Origin of the sequence: Streptomyces sp. NPDC001663, from assembly GCF_042893105.1 — a bacterium.
Taxonomy (GTDB): domain Bacteria; phylum Actinomycetota; class Actinomycetes; order Streptomycetales; family Streptomycetaceae; genus Streptomyces.
In genome coordinates this window covers 152,244-169,446 of the sequence record NZ_JBIAUR010000017.1, presented here as the reverse complement: position 1 = coordinate 169,446, position 17,203 = coordinate 152,244, and the positions used below count along the sequence as shown (strand labels likewise).

The 17,203-nt window shown below is 72.5% G+C and carries 12 protein-coding genes; 4 read left to right on the top strand and 8 right to left on the bottom strand.

What is annotated here, in order from left to right; translation table 11 throughout:
• Nucleotide 1: 1 nt before the first annotated feature.
• On the bottom strand, nt 2–1,123 hold the full coding sequence (gene pdhA, locus ACFY1L_RS42455; RefSeq protein WP_388837498.1) for a pyruvate dehydrogenase (acetyl-transferring) E1 component subunit alpha: 1,122 nt from the start codon (nt 1,121–1,123) through the stop codon (nt 2–4).
• Nucleotides 1,124–1,243: 120 nt separating this feature from the next.
• Here pdhA and ACFY1L_RS42450 point away from each other — a divergent pair, with 120 nt between their 5' ends.
• A complete protein-coding gene (locus ACFY1L_RS42450) occupies nt 1,244–1,744 on the top strand; it encodes an Lrp/AsnC family transcriptional regulator (protein WP_388837495.1) in 501 nt (166 codons plus the stop codon).
• Nucleotides 1,745–1,756: 12 nt separating this feature from the next.
• On the opposite strand, the gene ACFY1L_RS42445 is transcribed toward ACFY1L_RS42450, so the two are convergent.
• Complete coding sequence (locus tag ACFY1L_RS42445) at nt 1,757–3,454, bottom strand: aldehyde dehydrogenase family protein (RefSeq protein WP_388837491.1); 1,698 nt, start codon at nt 3,452–3,454, stop codon at nt 1,757–1,759.
• 5 nt (nt 3,455–3,459) lie between these two features.
• Entirely contained in the window at nt 3,460–4,506 is a 1,047-nt protein-coding gene (gene hisC / locus ACFY1L_RS42440; RefSeq protein WP_388837487.1) for a histidinol-phosphate transaminase, read from the bottom strand.
• Between the two features lie 343 nt (nt 4,507–4,849).
• Between hisC and ACFY1L_RS42435 the strand changes: the two genes are divergently transcribed.
• The 3 genes from ACFY1L_RS42435 to ACFY1L_RS42425 all read left to right on the top strand — a co-directional run bounded on the left by ACFY1L_RS42435 (nt 4,850) and on the right by ACFY1L_RS42425 (nt 9,328).
• Entirely contained in the window at nt 4,850–5,503 is a 654-nt protein-coding gene (locus ACFY1L_RS42435; protein WP_388837484.1) for a hypothetical protein, read from the top strand.
• 105 nt (nt 5,504–5,608) lie between these two features.
• Entirely contained in the window at nt 5,609–6,397 is a 789-nt protein-coding gene (locus ACFY1L_RS42430; RefSeq protein ID WP_388837481.1) for a hypothetical protein, read from the top strand.
• 36 nt (nt 6,398–6,433) lie between these two features.
• On the top strand, nt 6,434–9,328 hold the full coding sequence (locus ACFY1L_RS42425; RefSeq protein WP_388837479.1) for an AAA family ATPase: 2,895 nt from the start codon (nt 6,434–6,436) through the stop codon (nt 9,326–9,328).
• A gap of 12 nt (nt 9,329–9,340) precedes the next feature.
• On the opposite strand, the gene ACFY1L_RS42420 is transcribed toward ACFY1L_RS42425, so the two are convergent.
• From ACFY1L_RS42420 to ACFY1L_RS42400, 5 genes are all read right to left on the bottom strand, one after another.
• Complete coding sequence (locus ACFY1L_RS42420; protein WP_388837477.1) at nt 9,341–11,509, bottom strand: bifunctional serine/threonine-protein kinase/ABC transporter substrate-binding protein; 2,169 nt, start codon at nt 11,507–11,509, stop codon at nt 9,341–9,343.
• A gap of 40 nt (nt 11,510–11,549) precedes the next feature.
• Nucleotides 11,550–13,799 carry a bifunctional serine/threonine-protein kinase/ABC transporter substrate-binding protein gene (locus ACFY1L_RS42415; protein WP_388837474.1) on the bottom strand — a complete coding sequence of 750 codons (2,250 nt, stop codon included), beginning with the start codon at nt 13,797–13,799 and terminating at the stop codon, nt 11,550–11,552.
• A complete protein-coding gene (locus tag ACFY1L_RS42410) occupies nt 13,799–14,644 on the bottom strand; it encodes a hypothetical protein (protein WP_388837471.1) in 846 nt (281 codons plus the stop codon). The genes ACFY1L_RS42415 and ACFY1L_RS42410 overlap by 1 nt, the downstream gene beginning before the upstream one ends.
• 88 nt (nt 14,645–14,732) lie before the next feature.
• Complete coding sequence (locus ACFY1L_RS42405; RefSeq protein ID WP_388837468.1) at nt 14,733–15,461, bottom strand: DUF4184 family protein; 729 nt, start codon at nt 15,459–15,461, stop codon at nt 14,733–14,735.
• A 928-nt stretch (nt 15,462–16,389) separates the two neighbouring features.
• The gene (locus tag ACFY1L_RS42400) at nt 16,390–16,704 is read right to left on the bottom strand and encodes a hypothetical protein (protein ID WP_388837465.1); all 315 of its coding nucleotides are present in this window, start codon (nt 16,702–16,704) and stop codon (nt 16,390–16,392) included.
• Between the last annotated feature and the right edge of the window lie 499 nt (nt 16,705–17,203).

Sequence of the window (17,203 nt, the reverse complement as noted above, 5' to 3'; positions counted from 1 at the left end):
GTCAGTCCTCCTGGGCCTGGGTGGTTTCGGCGAGCTCGGCCGCCAACTGGGCACGCTGCTCGCGCAGTTGCGGGGTCGGCTCGGCGTAGACGTGGTCGAACAGCTCCAGCGGGTCCGGCACGGAGTCCGCGTTCAGGCCCGCGCGCACCCGCGCCGCCAGCTCCTCGGCCTCCTCCCGCAGCGCCGCCACGTCCTCGTCCGTCAGCGCGCCGCGCGAGCGCAGATACGCCTCCAGCCGGTCGACCGGATCGGCCGCCCGCCACTGCTCGACCTCGTCGTCCTCCCGGTAGCGGGTGGCGTCGTCGGCGTTGGTGTGTGCGTCCATGCGGTAGGTGTGCGCCTCGACCAGGACGGGACCGTGTCCGGCGCGGGCGTGCTCGACGGCCGCGGTCAGCACCGCCAGCACCGCGACCAGGTCATTGCCGTCGACCTGCTCGGAGCGCACGCCGTAGCCGATGCCCTTGTACGCCAGCGCGGGCGCCGCGGTCTGCCGGGCCAGCGGCACGGAGATCGCGTACTGGTTGTTCTGCACGAAGAAGACCACCGGCGCGCGGAAGACGGCCGCGAAGTTCAGCGCCTCGTGGAAGTCGCCCTCGCTGGTCGCGCCGTCGCCGACGAGGGCCATCGCCACGCCGTCCTCGCCCTTGCGGCGCAGCGACTCGGCCATGCCGGTCGCGTGCAGCACCTGGGTGGCCAGCGGGGTGCACTGCGGGGCGGTACGGGTGGCGGCGGGGTCGTAGCCGCAGTGCCAGTCGCCGCGCAGCAGCGTCAGCACCTCGACCGGATCGATGTCCCGGGTCACCAGGGCGACGGAGTCGCGGTAGGTCGGGAACAGCCAGTCGTCCGGGCGCAGCGCGAGCACGGCGCCGACCTGGCAGGCCTCCTGGCCCCGGCTGGACGGATACACCGCGAGGCGGCCCTGCTTGGTGAGGGCGGTCGCCTGGGTGTCGAACCGGCGGCCCAGGACCATCCGCCGCCAGGCCTCGCGCAGGGCCTCGACCGGGGGCTCGGGGTACTCGATCGGCGGCTTGGCGACCGGGGTGCCGTCCTCGGCCACGAACCGCACCGGCGTCAGCGACGGCAGGAGGCCCTGGACCGTCTGGCGGAGGCTCTTCACGGACATGGAGGGCACTCGCTTTCTCTGGACACTTGACAGGAGAATGGTGGCCATCGCGGAATATGTGTTCAATAGCTCGACCGAATCGGCGATGAACTGCCGAATCCTGAGGTCCGGGAGGACAAAGTGTCCGAGGAATTCTCGCCGCCGGGGGCGGTGGCCGGACGAACTGCCGTCCCGCTCGACGACATCGACCGCCAGATCCTGAGCCGGCTCCTGCAGGACGGCCGGATCTCGGTCCGGGCACTCGCCGAGCAGGTGCACATCTCCCGGGCCAACGCCTACACGCGCATCGGCCGGCTCGTGGCCGAGGACGTCATCACCGGCTTCACCGCGCAGCTCAACGCCCAGCGGGCGGGCCTGGGCACCAGCGCCTACGTCACGATGGGCATCGAGCAGAACGCCTGGCGGGACATCTCGCGCGAGCTGCGCGAGATCCCGTACGTGGAGCATGTCGCCCTCGTCACCGGCGACTTCGACGTCCTGGTCCTCGTGCGCGCCCCGGACAACCTCGCCCTGCGCCAGGTGGTGCTGGAGAAGATCCAGGGCATCCCAGGGGTGCGCTCCACCCGCACCTGGCTCGTCTTCGACGAGGTGCGGGGGCGCGGGGCCACCTGGACGGACTGAGGACCGGCGCGGTCATACGTCGATCAGCGCGCCGGTGGCCTCGAGCCGGGCCGGTGGCGGTGCGGACGCCGGCGGTGGTGCGTGCCGTCGGGCGCGGACCACGCTGAACCGTCCGGTGATGAAGTGGGCGCCCGCGCCCGGCAGTTCTGCCAGCGCCGAGGACGGGTCGGCGGGCAGGTCGTCGAGGTTCTCCACGAGATGTACCCCGGCGTCCAGCGCCGCCGTCTCGGCCGCCGCAAGGACCAGCGGGTCGGTGGAGTGCACCGCGGCGTACAGCGCGCCGTGCCGCGCCACCGTACGGCGTAGGAGAGCGAGGCTGTGCGAGGTCGAGTCGGTGCCCACCAGGAAGGACACCGGCCCGGGCCACTCGCGCGTGTAGACCCGCTCGTCCGCGGCGCGCAGCCGCACCAGCAGCGGGCTGCGCAGGTCGGCGTACGGGTGGTCGGGGTGGGCCACGGGCCCGGAGGAGTGCAGGACCGGCCCGTACCGGGCGGCCTCCGTAAGGGCGCTGCGCACCTCGTCGGCGGTGATCGCGCCCAACACCCGTGCCGCGCGGGCGGGATGGGCCAGCAGCCGGTCCACGGCGTCGCCGAGGTCGGCCCCGAGGTCCCGCAGGGTCTTGTGCCCCTCGTCGGTGAGGAAGCCGCGCTCCGGCACCAGGATGTTCTGCGGGGTGGTGCGCACCGTGCCGTTGCACCGGCACGAGGAGAGGGCGAGGCCGCGCACCAGGCCCCGGTAGTTGTCGGTGGAGTCCACGACCACGGTGTTCAGTCCGGTCCGGTTGGTGAACACGGCGGCCTGGCGGGCGTGTTGCTCCAGCCAGTCGGCGAAACGGGCGGAGCCGGTGTAGTCGACGATGCGCACCGCCGGGTCCGTGGCCAGCCGCCGGTGCACCTGCCGCTCCGGTTCCGCCACCGCAAGCGTCACGAGGTCGGGGGAGTGACCGGCCTCCGCCAGCACCTGCCGGGCGACCCGCACCGTGATCGCCAGCGGCAGCACCGAGCGCGGGTGCGGGGCCACCACCACCGGGTTGCCGGTCACCAGGCTGGCGAACAGGCCCGGATACCCGTTCCACAGCGGGAAGTCGGGGCAGCCCACGAGCAGCGACACCCCGCGGGGCACCAGCGTGCAGGTGCCCCGCAGGGCACGCGGCTGCCCACCCCGTTCGGCGCTCTGCCAGTGCAGGTCGGCCGGGACCCGTTCCGACTCGGTGAAGGCCTGGGCCACCGCCTCCAGGGCGCGGTCCTGGGCGGGCGGCCCGGCCGCGCGGAAGGCCGCCTGGAGGGGCTGGCCGGTGGTGTGGTGCACCGCGAGGGCCAGTTCGTGGCTGCGCGTGTTGAGCCGGCGCAGGATCTCCACGGCGAGCCCGGCCCGCTGGTAGGGCCCGGCGGCCCGCCAGCCCGCCGCCGCCCGCCCGGCCGCCGCGACCAGCTCCGCGGGATCGCAGCGCGGGTAGTCGATGGCCAGAGCGAGGCCGTACGGGGACAACTCCGTGTGCACGCGGCCGAGTTCGCCGGGTTGCCCCAGCTCGAAGGGCCGCCCCAGCAGCGAGCGGAACACCTTGCCCGCGGTGCGGGTCGACCGCATGCCCGCGTCGGCCGCGTCCTGGCCGGTCGCCTCGGTGAAGGGGCGATGGCACGCACCGGCGGCGATCGCGCGAACAACGCTGTGCAGCAGCTCGCGGTGCCGTTCGTAGGGACCGGGGCGCATGGCCGTCAGCCTCTCCGACTCGCGGCGAGCGCGAGGAGGGCGTCGTTCTCCTCCGGCAGCCCGATCGTCACCCGGACGCCCTCGCCGGGGAACGGGCGGACCACGACCTTCCCGTCGGCGCAGTGCCCCGCGAAGGCGGCGCTGTCCGCACCGAGCGGCAGCCAGACGAAGTTGGACTGGGATTCGGGTACTTCGTGGCCCAGCGCCTGCAACTGCTTGGTGACACGGTCGCGTTCGCCGATGGTGAGGGCGGCCCGCCGGGCGACCTCCGCACCCTCGCCGAGGGCGATCACGGCCGCCCGCTGGGCCAGGGCGCTGACGCTGAACGGCACCTGCGTCCGGCGCACATGTGCGGCGATCCCGGGCGGCGCGACGCAGTAGCCGACCCGCAGCCCCGCCAGTCCGTACGCCTTGGAGAAGGTCCGCAGCACCGCCACGTTCGGCCGGTCGCCGAGCAGGGCGAGGCCGTCGGGGACCCGGTCGGGATTGGCGTACTCCCGGTAGGCCTCGTCGACGACGATCAGCACGTCCCGCGGCACCCGGTCCGCGAAGTCGGTCAGGGCCCGCGCGCCGACCGCCGTGGACGTCGGGTTGTTCGGGTTGCACACGAAGACCAGCCGGGTCCGGGCGGTGACCGCCGCGGCCATCGCGTCGAGGTCGAGGGCGTGGTCGCGCAGCGGCACCTTCACCGCCGTACCGCCCGCCACGGCGGTCAGGATCGGGTACGCCTCGAACGACCGCCAGCCGAAGACCACTTCGTCACCGGGCCCGACCACGGTGTGCAGCAACTGCCCGCACACCTCCGAGGAACCGGCGCCCACCGCGATCCGGTCCGGCTCGACCCCGTGATGCGCCGCCAGGGCCTCGACCAGCGAGGCAGCGTGCAGATCGGGGTACCGCGAGACGCCGCCGGCGGCCTCCGCGAGGGCCGCGGCCACCCCAGGCAGCAGGCCGTACGGCGATTCGTTGCTGGCCAGCACGACGGCTCCGGGCAGTTTGCGGCCCGGGACGTAGGCGGGCAGCTGGGACAGGAACGCACGGACACGCACCATGCTGGTCTCGCTTCTGCAGCGCTGGGGCCCGAGGCCTGGCCGTCGGGCACTTGACAGGCAAATCGTGAAGAGCGGACGACAACCGCTCAACTGTTTGGGAAATTCGGCTACGAATCGCCGAAATCGAGGCGCCTTATCGGCAAACCGTCTCTCGGCGGCCCCTGCGGGACCTTTGGTGCGAGACGGACGGCACGCGCCCTGCCGGGCACCGCATCCCCTCCTTGATCACGGGACGGACACAGCGGCCCCTCGAGGCCCCCGTCCCGGGCGAGCCGCCAGCAGACTGCTCGCCGCCCGCGCCACGCGATGTCCGCGGCCCGCCCCGTTCCGATCGAGGGAGACCATGCACAGCACCCAGACCCGCCTGCGCGGCACAGTCATGACGGCCTGCGCGGCGGCTCTCGCGCTGCTCGCGGCCGGCTGCTCGCAGGCGTCCGCGGGCACGCAGACCGGAGGCTGCCGCGACGACGGCCACTGGACGGGACGGCAACAGGCGGCGTGGCTGCGGACCGCGGTGACCATCACCGCCGACGGGACCCAACCGTCGTACAAGGACGCGTCGGTCGTCGTCCGCCCACCCCGCACGGGCGATGTCCGGGTGCTGTGCCAACCCCTCGCCGTACAGGTCGAGTTCTGGACCCTCACGGCCACGACATCGGGGACGGAGATGTCGTCCGTCATGCGCTACCGGTTGTCCACGGACGGCAGCAGGACGCGAACCGTCGGCTTCCCCGCTGGCCTTCCCGGCGGACAGTACGGCACCTGCACCCGGGTCCTTGTGGCGGCGTACGTGGGCGTGCCTTTGACCAACCGTCAACTACCGCGGATGACACGGAACTTGGGCGCCGCCGACGACACCGACGTGCGGTTCGCGACGGAACGGATCGGCGTGCACCGGCTGCTCCCGACGGGGGATTCCGCGCAGTGCGACGCGGATCGGCCGACCCCGAGCCCCGCCCGCACGGGGGCGACGGACTGGGACATTTACCATCCGTGACCCGGTCACGGCCGGGTGGTCGGCCGCAACCATGGTCACGTGCGCGGCGTGTGATCCGGTGGGACGGCTTTCGCCCGTCCCCCGAAGGCAGGGCGAGGGGGGTCGATGACGCAGGAGCAGACGGAGGACGCGACAGCGCGGACGAGACCGGGCACGAGGCAGGGCAGGACAGCGAAAGCCCACGTGGTGCGCTGGGTGTTCCGCCTCGTCATGGCGGTTCTGATCGTGATGCTCGCCGTACGCACCTACGAGGAGACGGCCGTCGCGTACGCACGGTCGCACGGGACGCTGCGCACGGCCGAGGCCACCGTCACCAAGCTGACGTCCCACACGACGAGAGGGCGGGACGGCGGAGGCCAGGACGGCGGCAACGGCGACATCGTCATCACCACCACGTACACCATCGAACTGCGCGTCGGCGATCGGACGAAGACCCTGACCGACGTCCCGGACCAGTCCGCGTACCGCCTCCGGGAGGGACAGCGGGTCGAGGCGAGCCTGTGGCGCGGGCGGGTCGTGGAGATCGACGGACGTGACGTGTGGCTGGGCTGGCACCCCAGTTGGTGGGACGGCACGCTGTATGCGACGTATCCGTTGATCATGGGGTACGTCATCGCCCTCGCCGTGAACGCCGCCGGGTACCTGGCCGGGCTCCGCGGCCGGGTGCGGCTGGCGCAGGAGCACCGGATCGGGCCCTTGGGATGCGGGCTGGTCGCGGGGACGGCGGCGATCCTCGTACTGCTCGCGACCGCGGCTCTGGGGCACCCCCTCGTGTTCTGGCCGCTCATTCCCATCGGTGCCGGAACCGTGGCCGCGCTCGTGGCACTGCAGGGGAAGCTCCGGTGGGCCCGGATCCTCTCCGCCGCGGACACACCCGGCGGGACCGCTCTGTAATGATCATGCGAACTCGGTGGGGAATGGAGACACGCGGTGCCCGCATGGGACGAGACGACGCTGCTGGTGGGCAGATCCGAGGAAACGGCCCGGCTCGACTCGGTGATCGACCGTCTCGGGCAGGACGGCGTTCCCGCGGTCGTCGACATCGCCGCGGACGCCGGCATGGGCAAGAGCCGACTGCTGAGCGAGCTCTGCGCGCGGGCGCGGCAGCGTGGGCTCACCGTGTTGCGCGGCAGGGCCACGGAGTACGAACAGCACACTCCCTTCCAGACCTTCACGGACGCCTTCGCCGACGTCGACCACGCCTTCCTCGACTCGGATGCCGTGCCCGAAGCGGCGGCACCCGTGCTGCGCGGCGCCGACAGCGCGCAGGGCGCCGCCTCGGGCATCGCGAACCGCGATCGATTCGGCCTCTATCGGGCCGTGGCGCACGTACTGACCGGGCTCGGTGAGCGGAGCGGGCTGGTGCTGGCCCTGGACGACCTGCACTGGGCCGATCCCGCGTCCCTGGAGCTGCTGGACCACCTGATCCGGCACCCGGTGCGCGGCCGGGTGCTGCTGGTCGTGGCCCGGCGGGCACGGCAGACACCCCACTCGCTCGCCGCCGCTCTGACCCGCGGCGTCGACAGCGCGGCCGTACTGCCCATGGCGCTGCGGCCGCTGCCGGAGCAGGACGCCATCGAGGCGCTGGCCTGCGACCTGCCGCCCGGCGACGCGAGGGAGATCCATCGAGCCAGCGAGGGCAACCCGCTCTACTTCCACTGCCTGCTGCACGCCTACCGGCACGGCGCGTCCTCGCCCGGCACCGCCCTCCGGGCCCACGACGACACCGTGTCCGGTGTGCCGAGCGGACTGGGGTCGCTGCTCCTGGACGAACTGGCCGCGCTGAGTGAGGCTCAGCGCCGCACCGTCGAAGCAGTGGCTGTCCTCGGCGACCACGCCACGCCCGCGCTGCTGAGCCGGACGACCGGCCCCCTTACGGCCGAGGAACTCGACGCCTGCATCAGCGCGTTGGCGCGGCGCGATCTGCTGCGCAGGGGGTCCGACGGCCGCTGGACCCTGCGCCACCCGCTGCTGCGGGCACTGGTCTACGAGAACACCGCCGCCTCGCGCCGCGCCGAGATCCATCGCGGCGCGGCACAGGAACTGGCACGGGCGGGGGCCTCCGCGGCCGAGCGGGCCCATCACGTCGAGAGATCTCTGGCCGGCTGGGATCCGGTGGCGGCGGCCGTGCTGAGCGAGGCGGCCGCCCAGTTCGCCCACACGGCGCCCGCGACCGCCGCCCATCTGCTGGACGTCGTCCTGCGGCTCATGCCGGACACACCCGTATTCGCAAGACAGCGCGGGGAGTTGACGCTGGCGCGGGCCAGAGCCCTCGGTGTGGGCGGCAGCCTGCGGGAGAGCCGCGATCTGCTGCACACACTCATCAGCAGCTCCGGGCCGGCCGACGCCTCGCTGCGCGGGGACGCGACAGCGCTGTGCGCCATGATGGAACGTCACCTCGGCCACTCCCCGGAGGCGATCGCCCTCCTGCAGCGGGAACTGGTCCGCAGTCCCGGCCCCGAGCCCCGGCAGGCGGTCTCCCTGGGACTCGCGCTGGGCATGGCCGCCCTGAACACCGTCTCCTATCCCGACGTACGCGACGACATCGAGCGGACGCGCGCGGTGGCCCGCTCCCACGGCGACCTCATGGGAGAGATGGGAGCCCTGGCGCTGGGGTCGCTGGGCGAGGCGTACGAAGGCGAGACCCTGGCGGCCCGCCGGTTCGCCGATGCCGCCGCCGGGCTGGTGGACGGCCTGACCGACCCCGGTCTCACGGAACTGTGCGAGTCGCTGGTCTGGCTGGCCTGGGCGGAAGCCCTGCTGGAGCGCTACGCCGACGCGGAACGCCACGCCGAGCGGGGTCTGGACATCGCCCGCCGCAGCGGTCAGGTCCACGTCCTGCCCCACCTGCTGAGCAGCAGGGCCTTCGTGCACCTCAACACCTGCCGGCTGCCGTCCGCCCTGGAGTCGGCCGAGGAGGCGGAATCCGTCGCCCGAGCCATCGGCAGCAGCGATCTGCTGGCCTTCACCCTGACCTTCAAGGCGCTGATCCTTCTCCTGCGCCGCCCCCTCGGTGACACCAGCGCCCTGACCACCGCCGAGGAGGCCGTGGCCACGGCCGGCCGCAGCGGCCACTGGTGGGCGTCGCTGGCCCGATGCGTGCTCGGCCACACGGCCCTTGTCAGCGGCGACCCGTACCGGGCACAGGACTCCATCCTGCAGGCCGGCGGTCCCGAACTCCTGGGCCTGCAGCCCTCCATACGCCCCGGCCAGCTGGACACCCTCGTCGGCACCGCCCTCGCGCTCGGCGACGTCGAGCAGGCCGCGCGCTGGGCCGCACGAGCCGCCGAGGAAGCCGACCGGATGGGACTGCACGGCCAGCGCGGGGCGGCACTGCGCGCCGAGGCCGCGCTCGCCCAGCACCGCGGAGACGCCCGCGCGGCCACGGACCTCTTCGAGCGCGCCGCGCAGGCCTACGCACCCTCCGGCGCCGCGGTCTGGGAGGCGTACTCCCTGCTGCTGGCCAGTATCCAGGCGCAGGCCGCGGGCGAGGGGCAGCGGGCCGCCGCGATGTGGGAACGGGCCCGCCGTATCGCCGACACCGGCGGCGCACGCCTGCTGTCCGACCTCGCCGCGCTCGTGCGCCCCCAGCCCGAGGAACCCTCGCGGACACCCACGGAACTCGACCAACTGACCACCCGCGAAAGGGAGATCGCCGAACTCGTCGCCGAAGGACTGAGCAACCAGGCCATCGCGACCAAGCTCTACCTCAGCCGCCGTACGGTCGAGACCCACCTGTCGGCCATCTACCGCAAGACCTCCGTGTCGTCCCGCTCGGCACTGGCGGGCCTCATGACGCGTGCCGCCCTCGACCGGCCGACCTGAGGTGACTCAGTCTCAGGCCGTGGCATCCCGGTAGTCGCCGAGACAGCGGAACGCGCCCCCGCTCGCCCGGAACAGATACATCGCGTCCGCGTAGCGGTAGGTGGACGAGTCGTAGCGCAGCCGCTTGGTGATCCCCCGGTAGTCGGTCTCGCGCAACTGGCCCACGATCGCGCCCCGTTGGGCCCCCGAGGCGCCCAGGGCCGTCATGGCGCGGGCGACGAAGAGCGTCGCGTCGTAGGCCTCGGCGGCATACCAGGGCGGCGCGGTATCGAAGCGCGCTCGGTAGGCGGCGGCGAACGACTTCGCGGCCGCCACCCGCGTCGGATCGAGGAAATCGGCAGCGAACACCCACCCCTCGGCGGCATCCCCCGCCGAGCTGAGGAAACGGGGGTCGAGCGCGCGCCGGCCGGCCAGCCGCGCACCCGAGTAGCCGGCGGAGCGCAGCGCCCGGGCCAGCCGCGCGGCCCGGGCGTACCCGCCGCCGAAGACCACCGCGTCCGCCCCCGCGTCCGTGACCGACTTCGCGAGGGCACGGAAGTCTTCAGCCGAGCCGTCATCGGCGGCCAGGGTGCGCCGGATCGTGGTGCGCTGCGCACTCCGTACGGCGTCGTCGATGCCGGCGCACAGCCGCCAGCTGAAGTCGCCCTCGGCGGCGTCGTCGATCAGCACCGTCTTTCGGGCCTCGGCGGTGCGGACGAGGTAGGTGGCGACCGGCGCCGCCAGGGTGGCGTCATCGGGGCGGGTGGCCGCGTACACGCGGTACTTGGTGGGGCTCACCTCGTCGAGTCCGACCGACACGGTGACCATCGGGAGCCGCGCCTGCTGGTAGAGGCCGAGGACGGCCTTCGCGCAGGCGTCGGTGGTCGGCCCGATCACGGCGCGGACCCGGTCGTCGGCCGCCAGCCGCCGGGCGATCTGCCGTGCCCGGGCCGTGCCGCCCGCGTCGTCGTGCACCTGGAGCGCCAGGTCGAAGCCGCGGCCGGTACGGGAGTTGAGGTGGTCGACGGCGAGCCGGACGCCGTTCTCCTGGGCGCGGCCCGTCGTGCGACCGCTGCCGCTCAGGTCGGCGTGCAGGGCAACCACCAGGCGGGGGCGCCGGGTTCGGCCCGCCGGGGGCGTGGTGCTGCCGGGGCGGTTCGCCGTCCACCAGGCCGCCGTACCGCCGGCCGCCAGGACTCCGGCGGCCGAGCCCAGTATCAGCAAGCGGCGGCGCGTGGCGCCTGCCGGGCCGACGGCTGTCGTGTCACCGGGCGCTGCGTCGGCCACCGTTGCAGCGGTGATCTCGGTCGCCTCGACGGCCGGCAGCGCGAGCACCGCGGCCGAACGGCGCGCGATCAGCCGGGTCAGGGGCTCCGGCAACCAGCCCCCGCCCTCGCCCGCACCGTCCAAGGCCTGCCGTACGTCGGCCACTGCCGGCCGGGCGCCGGGCTCCTTCGCCAGGCACCCCCGCAGCAGCGGCAGCAACGCCTCCGGGACGCCGTCCAGGACCGGCTCGTCATGGACCGTGCGCACCAGCGACTCGGCCGCGGAGCCCCATCCGAACGGGCGCGCGCCCGTCACCGCGTAGGCCAGCAGACAGCCGAGCGAGAAGACGTCACTCGCCGGACCGATCTCCCGGCCCCTCCCCTGGGCCTGTTCGGGGGAGAGGAAGCCGGGGGAGCCGACCACCATCCCACTGGCGGTGAGCGCGGTGTCCTCCGGCATCCGCGCGATACCGAAGTCGATCATCCGGGGACCGTCGACCGCGAGCAGCACATTGCCGGGCTTGACGTCCCGGTGCACCAGTCCCGCCCCGTGCACCGCCTCCAGCGCCTCGGCCAGCCGCGCGCCCAAGACGCGGACACTCTCGTACGGCAGCCGGCCGCACTCCTCGACCGCCTCCGCGAGCGAGGGTCCCGGCACGAACGCGGTGGCCAGCCACGGCGATTCGGCGTCCGGGTCCGCGTCGAGCAGCGGCACCACCCAGGGGTTGGCGACCCGGCCCGCCGTCTCCACCTCACGGCGGAACCGGGCCCGGAATCCCGCGTCGTCGGCGTGCGCCGCGCGGATCACCTTCACCGCGGCGAGCGCGCCTCCGGGAGAGCGGGCCAGATACACCACACCCATGCCGCCCGCGCCCAGCCGGCGCAGCAGCCGATAGCCCGCGATCCTGGCCGGGTCGGCGCCGCGCAACGGCTCCATCAGCGCCCCAACGGGCGGACGCCGGGGGTGAATTGCCCCATCAGGTCGACACCTGGAAGGGCGCCACGCCCTGGTACGCGAACCGGCCGCCGTCCACCTTCCACAGGTAGACCCCGCTGCCGTCGACGACCAGGGCCCCGGTCGTCTTGTTGAACGCCAGGTTCCGGGAGATCCCCTTGTACGTGGCCGAGCGCAGCGCCGTCGTCAGGTTCTGCCGGGTACGACGCCCGGCGGTCAGCGAACGCAGAGTGCGTACGGCGAGCTGCGCCACGTCGTACGTCTCGACGGCGTACCGCTCCGGCTCCGCGTCGAAACGCTTGCGGTAGGCGGCCCTGAACGTCTTCGCCTCGGGCGCCACCGTGGCGTCCATGACCGGGGCGACGATCACCCAGCCGTCGGCCGCGTCCCCGGCGGCGGACAGGAACCGGGCGTCGAGCACCCCCTGAGCGGCGGTCCTGGCCCCCGGGAAGTCACGGCCGCTCAGTTCCCGGGCCAGCAGCGCGGCCCGGTTGTGGTAGCCGGCGAACACCACCGAGTCCGCGCCCCCGTCGAGCAGCGCGTCCAGCGTCGGCCCGAAATCGGTGCGCAGGGCGCTGACCACCTTCGGCACGGCCGGCTGCCGTGCCTTGCGCAGGATGTTGGCGAGGGTGCTGCTGATCTCCCAGGCGTAGGCGTCCGCCGCCCGGTCGTCGACGATCCCGACCGAGCGCGACTTCGCCGTGCCGCGCAGATACGCGTCGAGGTAGAACGGCAGAATCGTGTCCGTCACCCGGGCGTGCAGGAACGACCGGCTGCCCATCACCCCCAGCGCGGTGCCGCCGGGCGACACCGCGATCAGGGGCAGCGAGGCCGCGTCGTACGTCGCCAGCGAGGCCAGCGCGGTGGCGTCCGTGGTGGGACCGATCACGGCCAGCACGGAACGGTCGGCGACGAGCTTCTTGGCCGCGGCGACCGACCGGGCCGGATCGCCGCCGTCGTCCACCGTCTTCACGGCGAGCACGAAGGGGCTGCCGGGACGGGCGTTGAACTCGTCGACCGCGAGCCGCAGCCCCCGCTCCTGGGCCCGGCCGACCGCCTTCTGATCGCCGCTCAGGTCGGCGTGCAGCCCGAGGGTGTGCACGGGATAACTGGAATTCGGGGCGGCCTTGTCGTTCTCGCCGTCCCCGGCGAGCGCCGCCCACGCGGCAAGTCCGCCCCCGGCCGCGACGACCGCCGCGCCTCCGCTCAGGAGCAGGAAACGGCGTCTGCCGACGGCACGGGGCGCCGACTGTGAAGCATCCGTCTCCGTCGGAGCGGTGCCGGCGGACGCGGGGTCGACCTCGGTGTCGTCGATGGAGGGCAGCGCGAGCCCGGCGGCCGACCGCTCCGCGATCAGCAGGACCAACGACTCGGGCAGCCAGGCCTCTTCGTCGGGGGCCGACTCGTCCTCGGATTCTGGAGGACGTACGACCCTCAAGGCCTCCCGGGGGTCGGAAGGCGAAGCGGGCGAGGTGGCCGTGAGGGCCTCGGACAGCGTCTCGGCCGTGGGCCGCAGCTCCGGGTCCTTCTCCAGACAGCTGCTCACCACCTCGGCGAGCGCCGCCGGCACACCCTCCAGATCCGGCGCGTCGTGCACCGTCCGGTACAGCAGTGCGTCGATGGACCCGGTGCCGAACGGCAGGCGGCCGGTCGCCGCGAAGGCCAGCACACAGCCCAGGGAGAAGACGTCTCCGGCCGGCCCCGGATCCCCCGCCCCGCGCGCCTGTTCCGGCGGCAGGAACCCCGGCGTGCCGACCACCACACCGGTCGAGGTGAGCGACGTGTCCTCGGGATCCCGGGCCACACCGAAGTCGATCAGCCGTGGTCCGTCCAGCGCCAGCAGCACATTGCCGGGCTTGACGTCCCGGTGCACAAGCCCGGCCGCGTGCAGCTCACCCAGCGCCTGGGCGAGCCGCGCCCCCAGCACCCGCAGGCTCGACACCGGCAGCGGCCCGTGCGCGGCGAGTGCCTCGGCGAGCGAGGGACCAGGGACGAACGTGGTCGCCAGCCACGGCTGCGCCGCCTCGGGATCCGCGTCCACCAGCGACGCCACCCACGGGCTGGTCATCCGACGGGCCGTGTCCGCCTCGCGCCGGAACCGCTCCCGGAAATCGGTGTCCTCGGCGTACTCGGCCTGAATCACCTTCAGCGCGACCAGACTTCCGCCCGCCGAGCGCGCCAGGTACACCACGCCCATGCCGCCGGCGCCCAGCCGTCCGAGCAGCCGGTAGCCCGCCAGCCTGGCGGGATCTGAAGTACGCAGCGGCTCCATCACTTCTCCTTCAGCCGCTGCTCGATGCGCGTCAGCATCTGAGCCAGGGCCTTGCTGCCCATTTGGTTGATTTCCGGTTCGGTGTAGCCGGTGCCGGCCGTCACGGAGACGGCCACGACGACCGTGCCCAGCCGGGCGACCATCCACCGGTACGGCTGTGCGGAACCGCCGTTCTCCGCGTAAGTGCCGGCCTCCAGTACGGAGTCGTCGGCGTACTCCTGCTCACGGGCGCCGAAGGGCGTGCCGAGCGACATCAGACCCGTGATCCGTTCCTCGGACCGGGGCCGCTGTTCCGGGCAGCGCAGCACCTCCTCGAGGGTGGTGCTCAGCTGTTCGTCGGCGCCGAGGGCGGAGGCGTGCACGGTGGCCACGGCCGTCACCTTGACCGCGCCCTTGCCCTGGCCGGCCGGCAGCCGGCTGTAGCGGGACGTGCTCGCCAGCACCCCGCGAGGCAGCTTCTCCCGCTCCCACCGGCAGTCCTCGTTCAGCACGGCCCAGGTGCCCGGGGCGCTCTCGGCCGGAGTCCGGGCGACGTAACCCCGCCCCCAGTCGTCCGGGGCGAGCACGACGGACGCGGCCAGCCGACGCCCGTCCTTCGCGGTCCGCGGGACGAGGGAGGCATCGGGTGTGAAGACGGAAGCGGCGGCGGACGAGTTGCCCGACGGCGTCGCCCCGGCACTCGGCGAAGCACCGGCCGAAACGCCCGGCGAAGCACTGACCGCGGGTGAACCGCTCGCCCGGGAAGCCCCGTTGTCCGCCCCCTGTGCCGAACACCCGGCCAGCAGACTCCCCGCCACCCACAAGGTCACCCAACTGCCCCGGATTCCACGGGAGTTGCTCGTCACTCAGTCCCCTCAAAACCGTTCACGCCGTCCGAGGTCTCGAACGTAGACGGCCGGGAGGAAGGGAACCTCAGTGGAACCACGTATCCGGCTACGTATTTCGCGTCAGCGGCCGGAAGACAGCCGCGGCCAGCACCAACGCGCCCGCGGACCCGCACAGCAACCGCTCGAAGAAGACCACCGGGATACGTCCGTCGGGAAGCAGCGCGGAGGCGACGGCGCCCAGTGCCGTCATGCCGGCCACCGATGCCCAGAACAGCGCAGGCCGCGCCACGACCGGCGGAGGCGGGCCGTGCCAGCGCCCGAGCAGACCGCGACGCCCGATGTGGACGGTCGCCCAGACCCAGCCGACGATTCCGATCACCGTGGAGGCGATGTGCAGGGCGACCCACCACGGTATGCCGGGCACCATGGGCCTGCCCAACACGGCGAAGCCCAGCGACGTCCCGGCCAGACCGTCGTGGGTCACGTCGTCCCAGAGCCGATGGGTGACCGCACCGAGCCACGCCGAGATCACCGTGACGTACCAGCGATGGCGCACCCGCCCCAGGACCCCGTACTCACGCCACCAGCCCGGCAGATGCGCGGCGACGACCGGGGCCGACCGCCGGATCAGCACAGCGGCGACGACACTCAACGGCACACCCCACAGGACGAGTCCGGCCCAGGTGTGCCCGTACGTCGGCAAGGGCGCGCCCACCGCGTAGGGCAGGTCCGGCGCGGTGGACCCGACCACCAGCGCGACGCCGTCGAACCAGTCGGGCCGGCGGATCTTCAGCGGCATCACGGCGGCGGCGTGAGACGGAAAAGTCAGCGGCACTGTTCGTCACCTGGCGCGTTCCTTGGACACCGTTTCGGGTGACCCTTCCACGCGGTACTGCCCGGAGGCGTCAGAGAAACCACGTAGCCGAATACGTAGGTTCAGCGGTCCGCACCGTGCCTGGGCCAGGACTCCTTGATGGCATGTGCCATCGTCCGGGCCGGCTCCGGACAACTTCAGTGCTGCGGTCTTGGTTCACAACAGAACGTGACCGGTGGAAGCCCCTGCTGCCGGTGAGTGGTGGAGGGCACTACACGTGCGGCCCGTCGACAGTGCGGGTGGGTTCCTTTTCCGCTGACCCGGATTCGTACGCTTCTGCTGGTTCGACTGCCACCTGGGTGATCAACCCGCTGGACGGTGTGCTGCTGCGGCCCCATATGGACCCGGCTCGGCTTTACGGGTGTTGCAGACTGGACGGACTCAACAGGCCGAACTTGTTGTGCGCCCACTGCGGCAGTGAGGTCGGCATCGAGATCTCCGATTGCTGGACCGAGTACGACATCCGACTGTTGCGCTCAGCGGTGCGTGGGAGTCCTTACAGCCGATCGACGAGTCGCGACATCAGCACGACTGCAGGACACGTTTCCGCAGGAGTTGGAAGCCTGCACTGACGGCACCGCGATGTCCGCGATCGACGGGAACGACGGCTCCTTGAGCCAGCGCATCCTCTTCCACGGCCAGGCCCTTCAGCCCAACCGCCTTGCCCACGGCTCACTTTCGGGCTACTTCGGGAGCCGCCCCGGGATGCTCAGTCGTCACTCACAGCGGCCCCTCCGCGTCCGGCAGGGGCTGGGCGAAGCGCCGCGGAGTGTGTCCGTGCGCGACCGATGTCGTGCTTGTCTAGTGGGCCGCCTGGTGACGACGGCAGCGGATGGCGCTGACAATCCCGCGAAGCTGGTGGAGGGTTGGGCCTCAGAACCGAGCCCGGTCAGCGCATGCCTGGAGCATCGTCGTCGTGCTCCCGACCATGAGAAGCCGCCTCCGGCCGGAAACCGTAATGTTCCAGCCGTTTGCGCTCAAAGACGACGAGGAGACCGAACAGGACTCCCGACACCAGTGCGACGAGTACGACCCCCCAGTCCAGCCGGCCGAGGGTCAGCGCACACATGCCACCGGCGAACACCGCGCCCGCGACCCCGAAGGGCACGGGGTGCCGGGTGGCCCGCATGCGGGCATCCGTGGGTCGCGTGGCTCCGCCGACGTGAGCGTCGAGCGCCCAGAACATCCGCTTGAGCCGACTCACCTTTTCCCCTCACGTCCCACGCCCACCCGGAGTCGAATCCGGGGCCGGACGACCCTACCGCCGCCCCGGTTCGTCGGCTACCGCCGAAACCAGTTATGTCCTCTTCGCCGCTTCGCGACGGTGCCTCCTACGAACCTCAACCCCACGTGGCCAGCTGAGGAGTTCAACCAATCAGTCATCTGGAGCTTCTCCAGCCAGTGCGACAGCACCAGTGCCTCGTCGCTCGTGAGCTTGATCGTGACCCGGCTGGTCCTCCGGAGCACGCGCCCACCACGTTGGGGGCCTGTGAGCAGGCGCTTGCCGCGGTAGTTGAGGGTACGGGAGACCTTCCTCCCGGCGCATGCACTGGTGAGTGCCTGTTTTCCCTTCCCCGGATGCGTCACTACACAGAGGAGTTCTGCTTCGCGGTGACGTTGCAGCAGGGCGAGGGTGGGGCCGGTCGAAATGTTGTCCCGGAACCCTGGTCACAGGCTACGGGCAACCATTCGTCCCGGACCCG

What these genes read in the sequence shown, in the direction of transcription:
- ACFY1L_RS42445 (WP_388837491.1), bottom strand. Translation starts at nt 3,454, where the DNA reads ATGCGCCCCGGTCCCTACGAACGGCACCGCGAGCTGCTGCACAGCGTT.
- ACFY1L_RS42420 (WP_388837477.1), bottom strand. Translation starts at nt 11,509, where the DNA reads ATGGAGCCGTTGCGCGGCGCCGACCCGGCCAGGATCGCGGGCTATCGG.
- hisC (WP_388837487.1), bottom strand. Translation starts at nt 4,506, where the DNA reads ATGGTGCGTGTCCGTGCGTTCCTGTCCCAGCTGCCCGCCTACGTCCCG.
- ACFY1L_RS42430 (WP_388837481.1), top strand. Translation starts at nt 5,609, where the DNA reads ATGACGCAGGAGCAGACGGAGGACGCGACAGCGCGGACGAGACCGGGC.
- pdhA (WP_388837498.1), bottom strand. Translation starts at nt 1,123, where the DNA reads ATGTCCGTGAAGAGCCTCCGCCAGACGGTCCAGGGCCTCCTGCCGTCG.
- ACFY1L_RS42415 (WP_388837474.1), bottom strand. Translation starts at nt 13,799, where the DNA reads ATGGAGCCGCTGCGTACTTCAGATCCCGCCAGGCTGGCGGGCTACCGG.
- ACFY1L_RS42435 (WP_388837484.1), top strand. Translation starts at nt 4,850, where the DNA reads ATGCACAGCACCCAGACCCGCCTGCGCGGCACAGTCATGACGGCCTGC.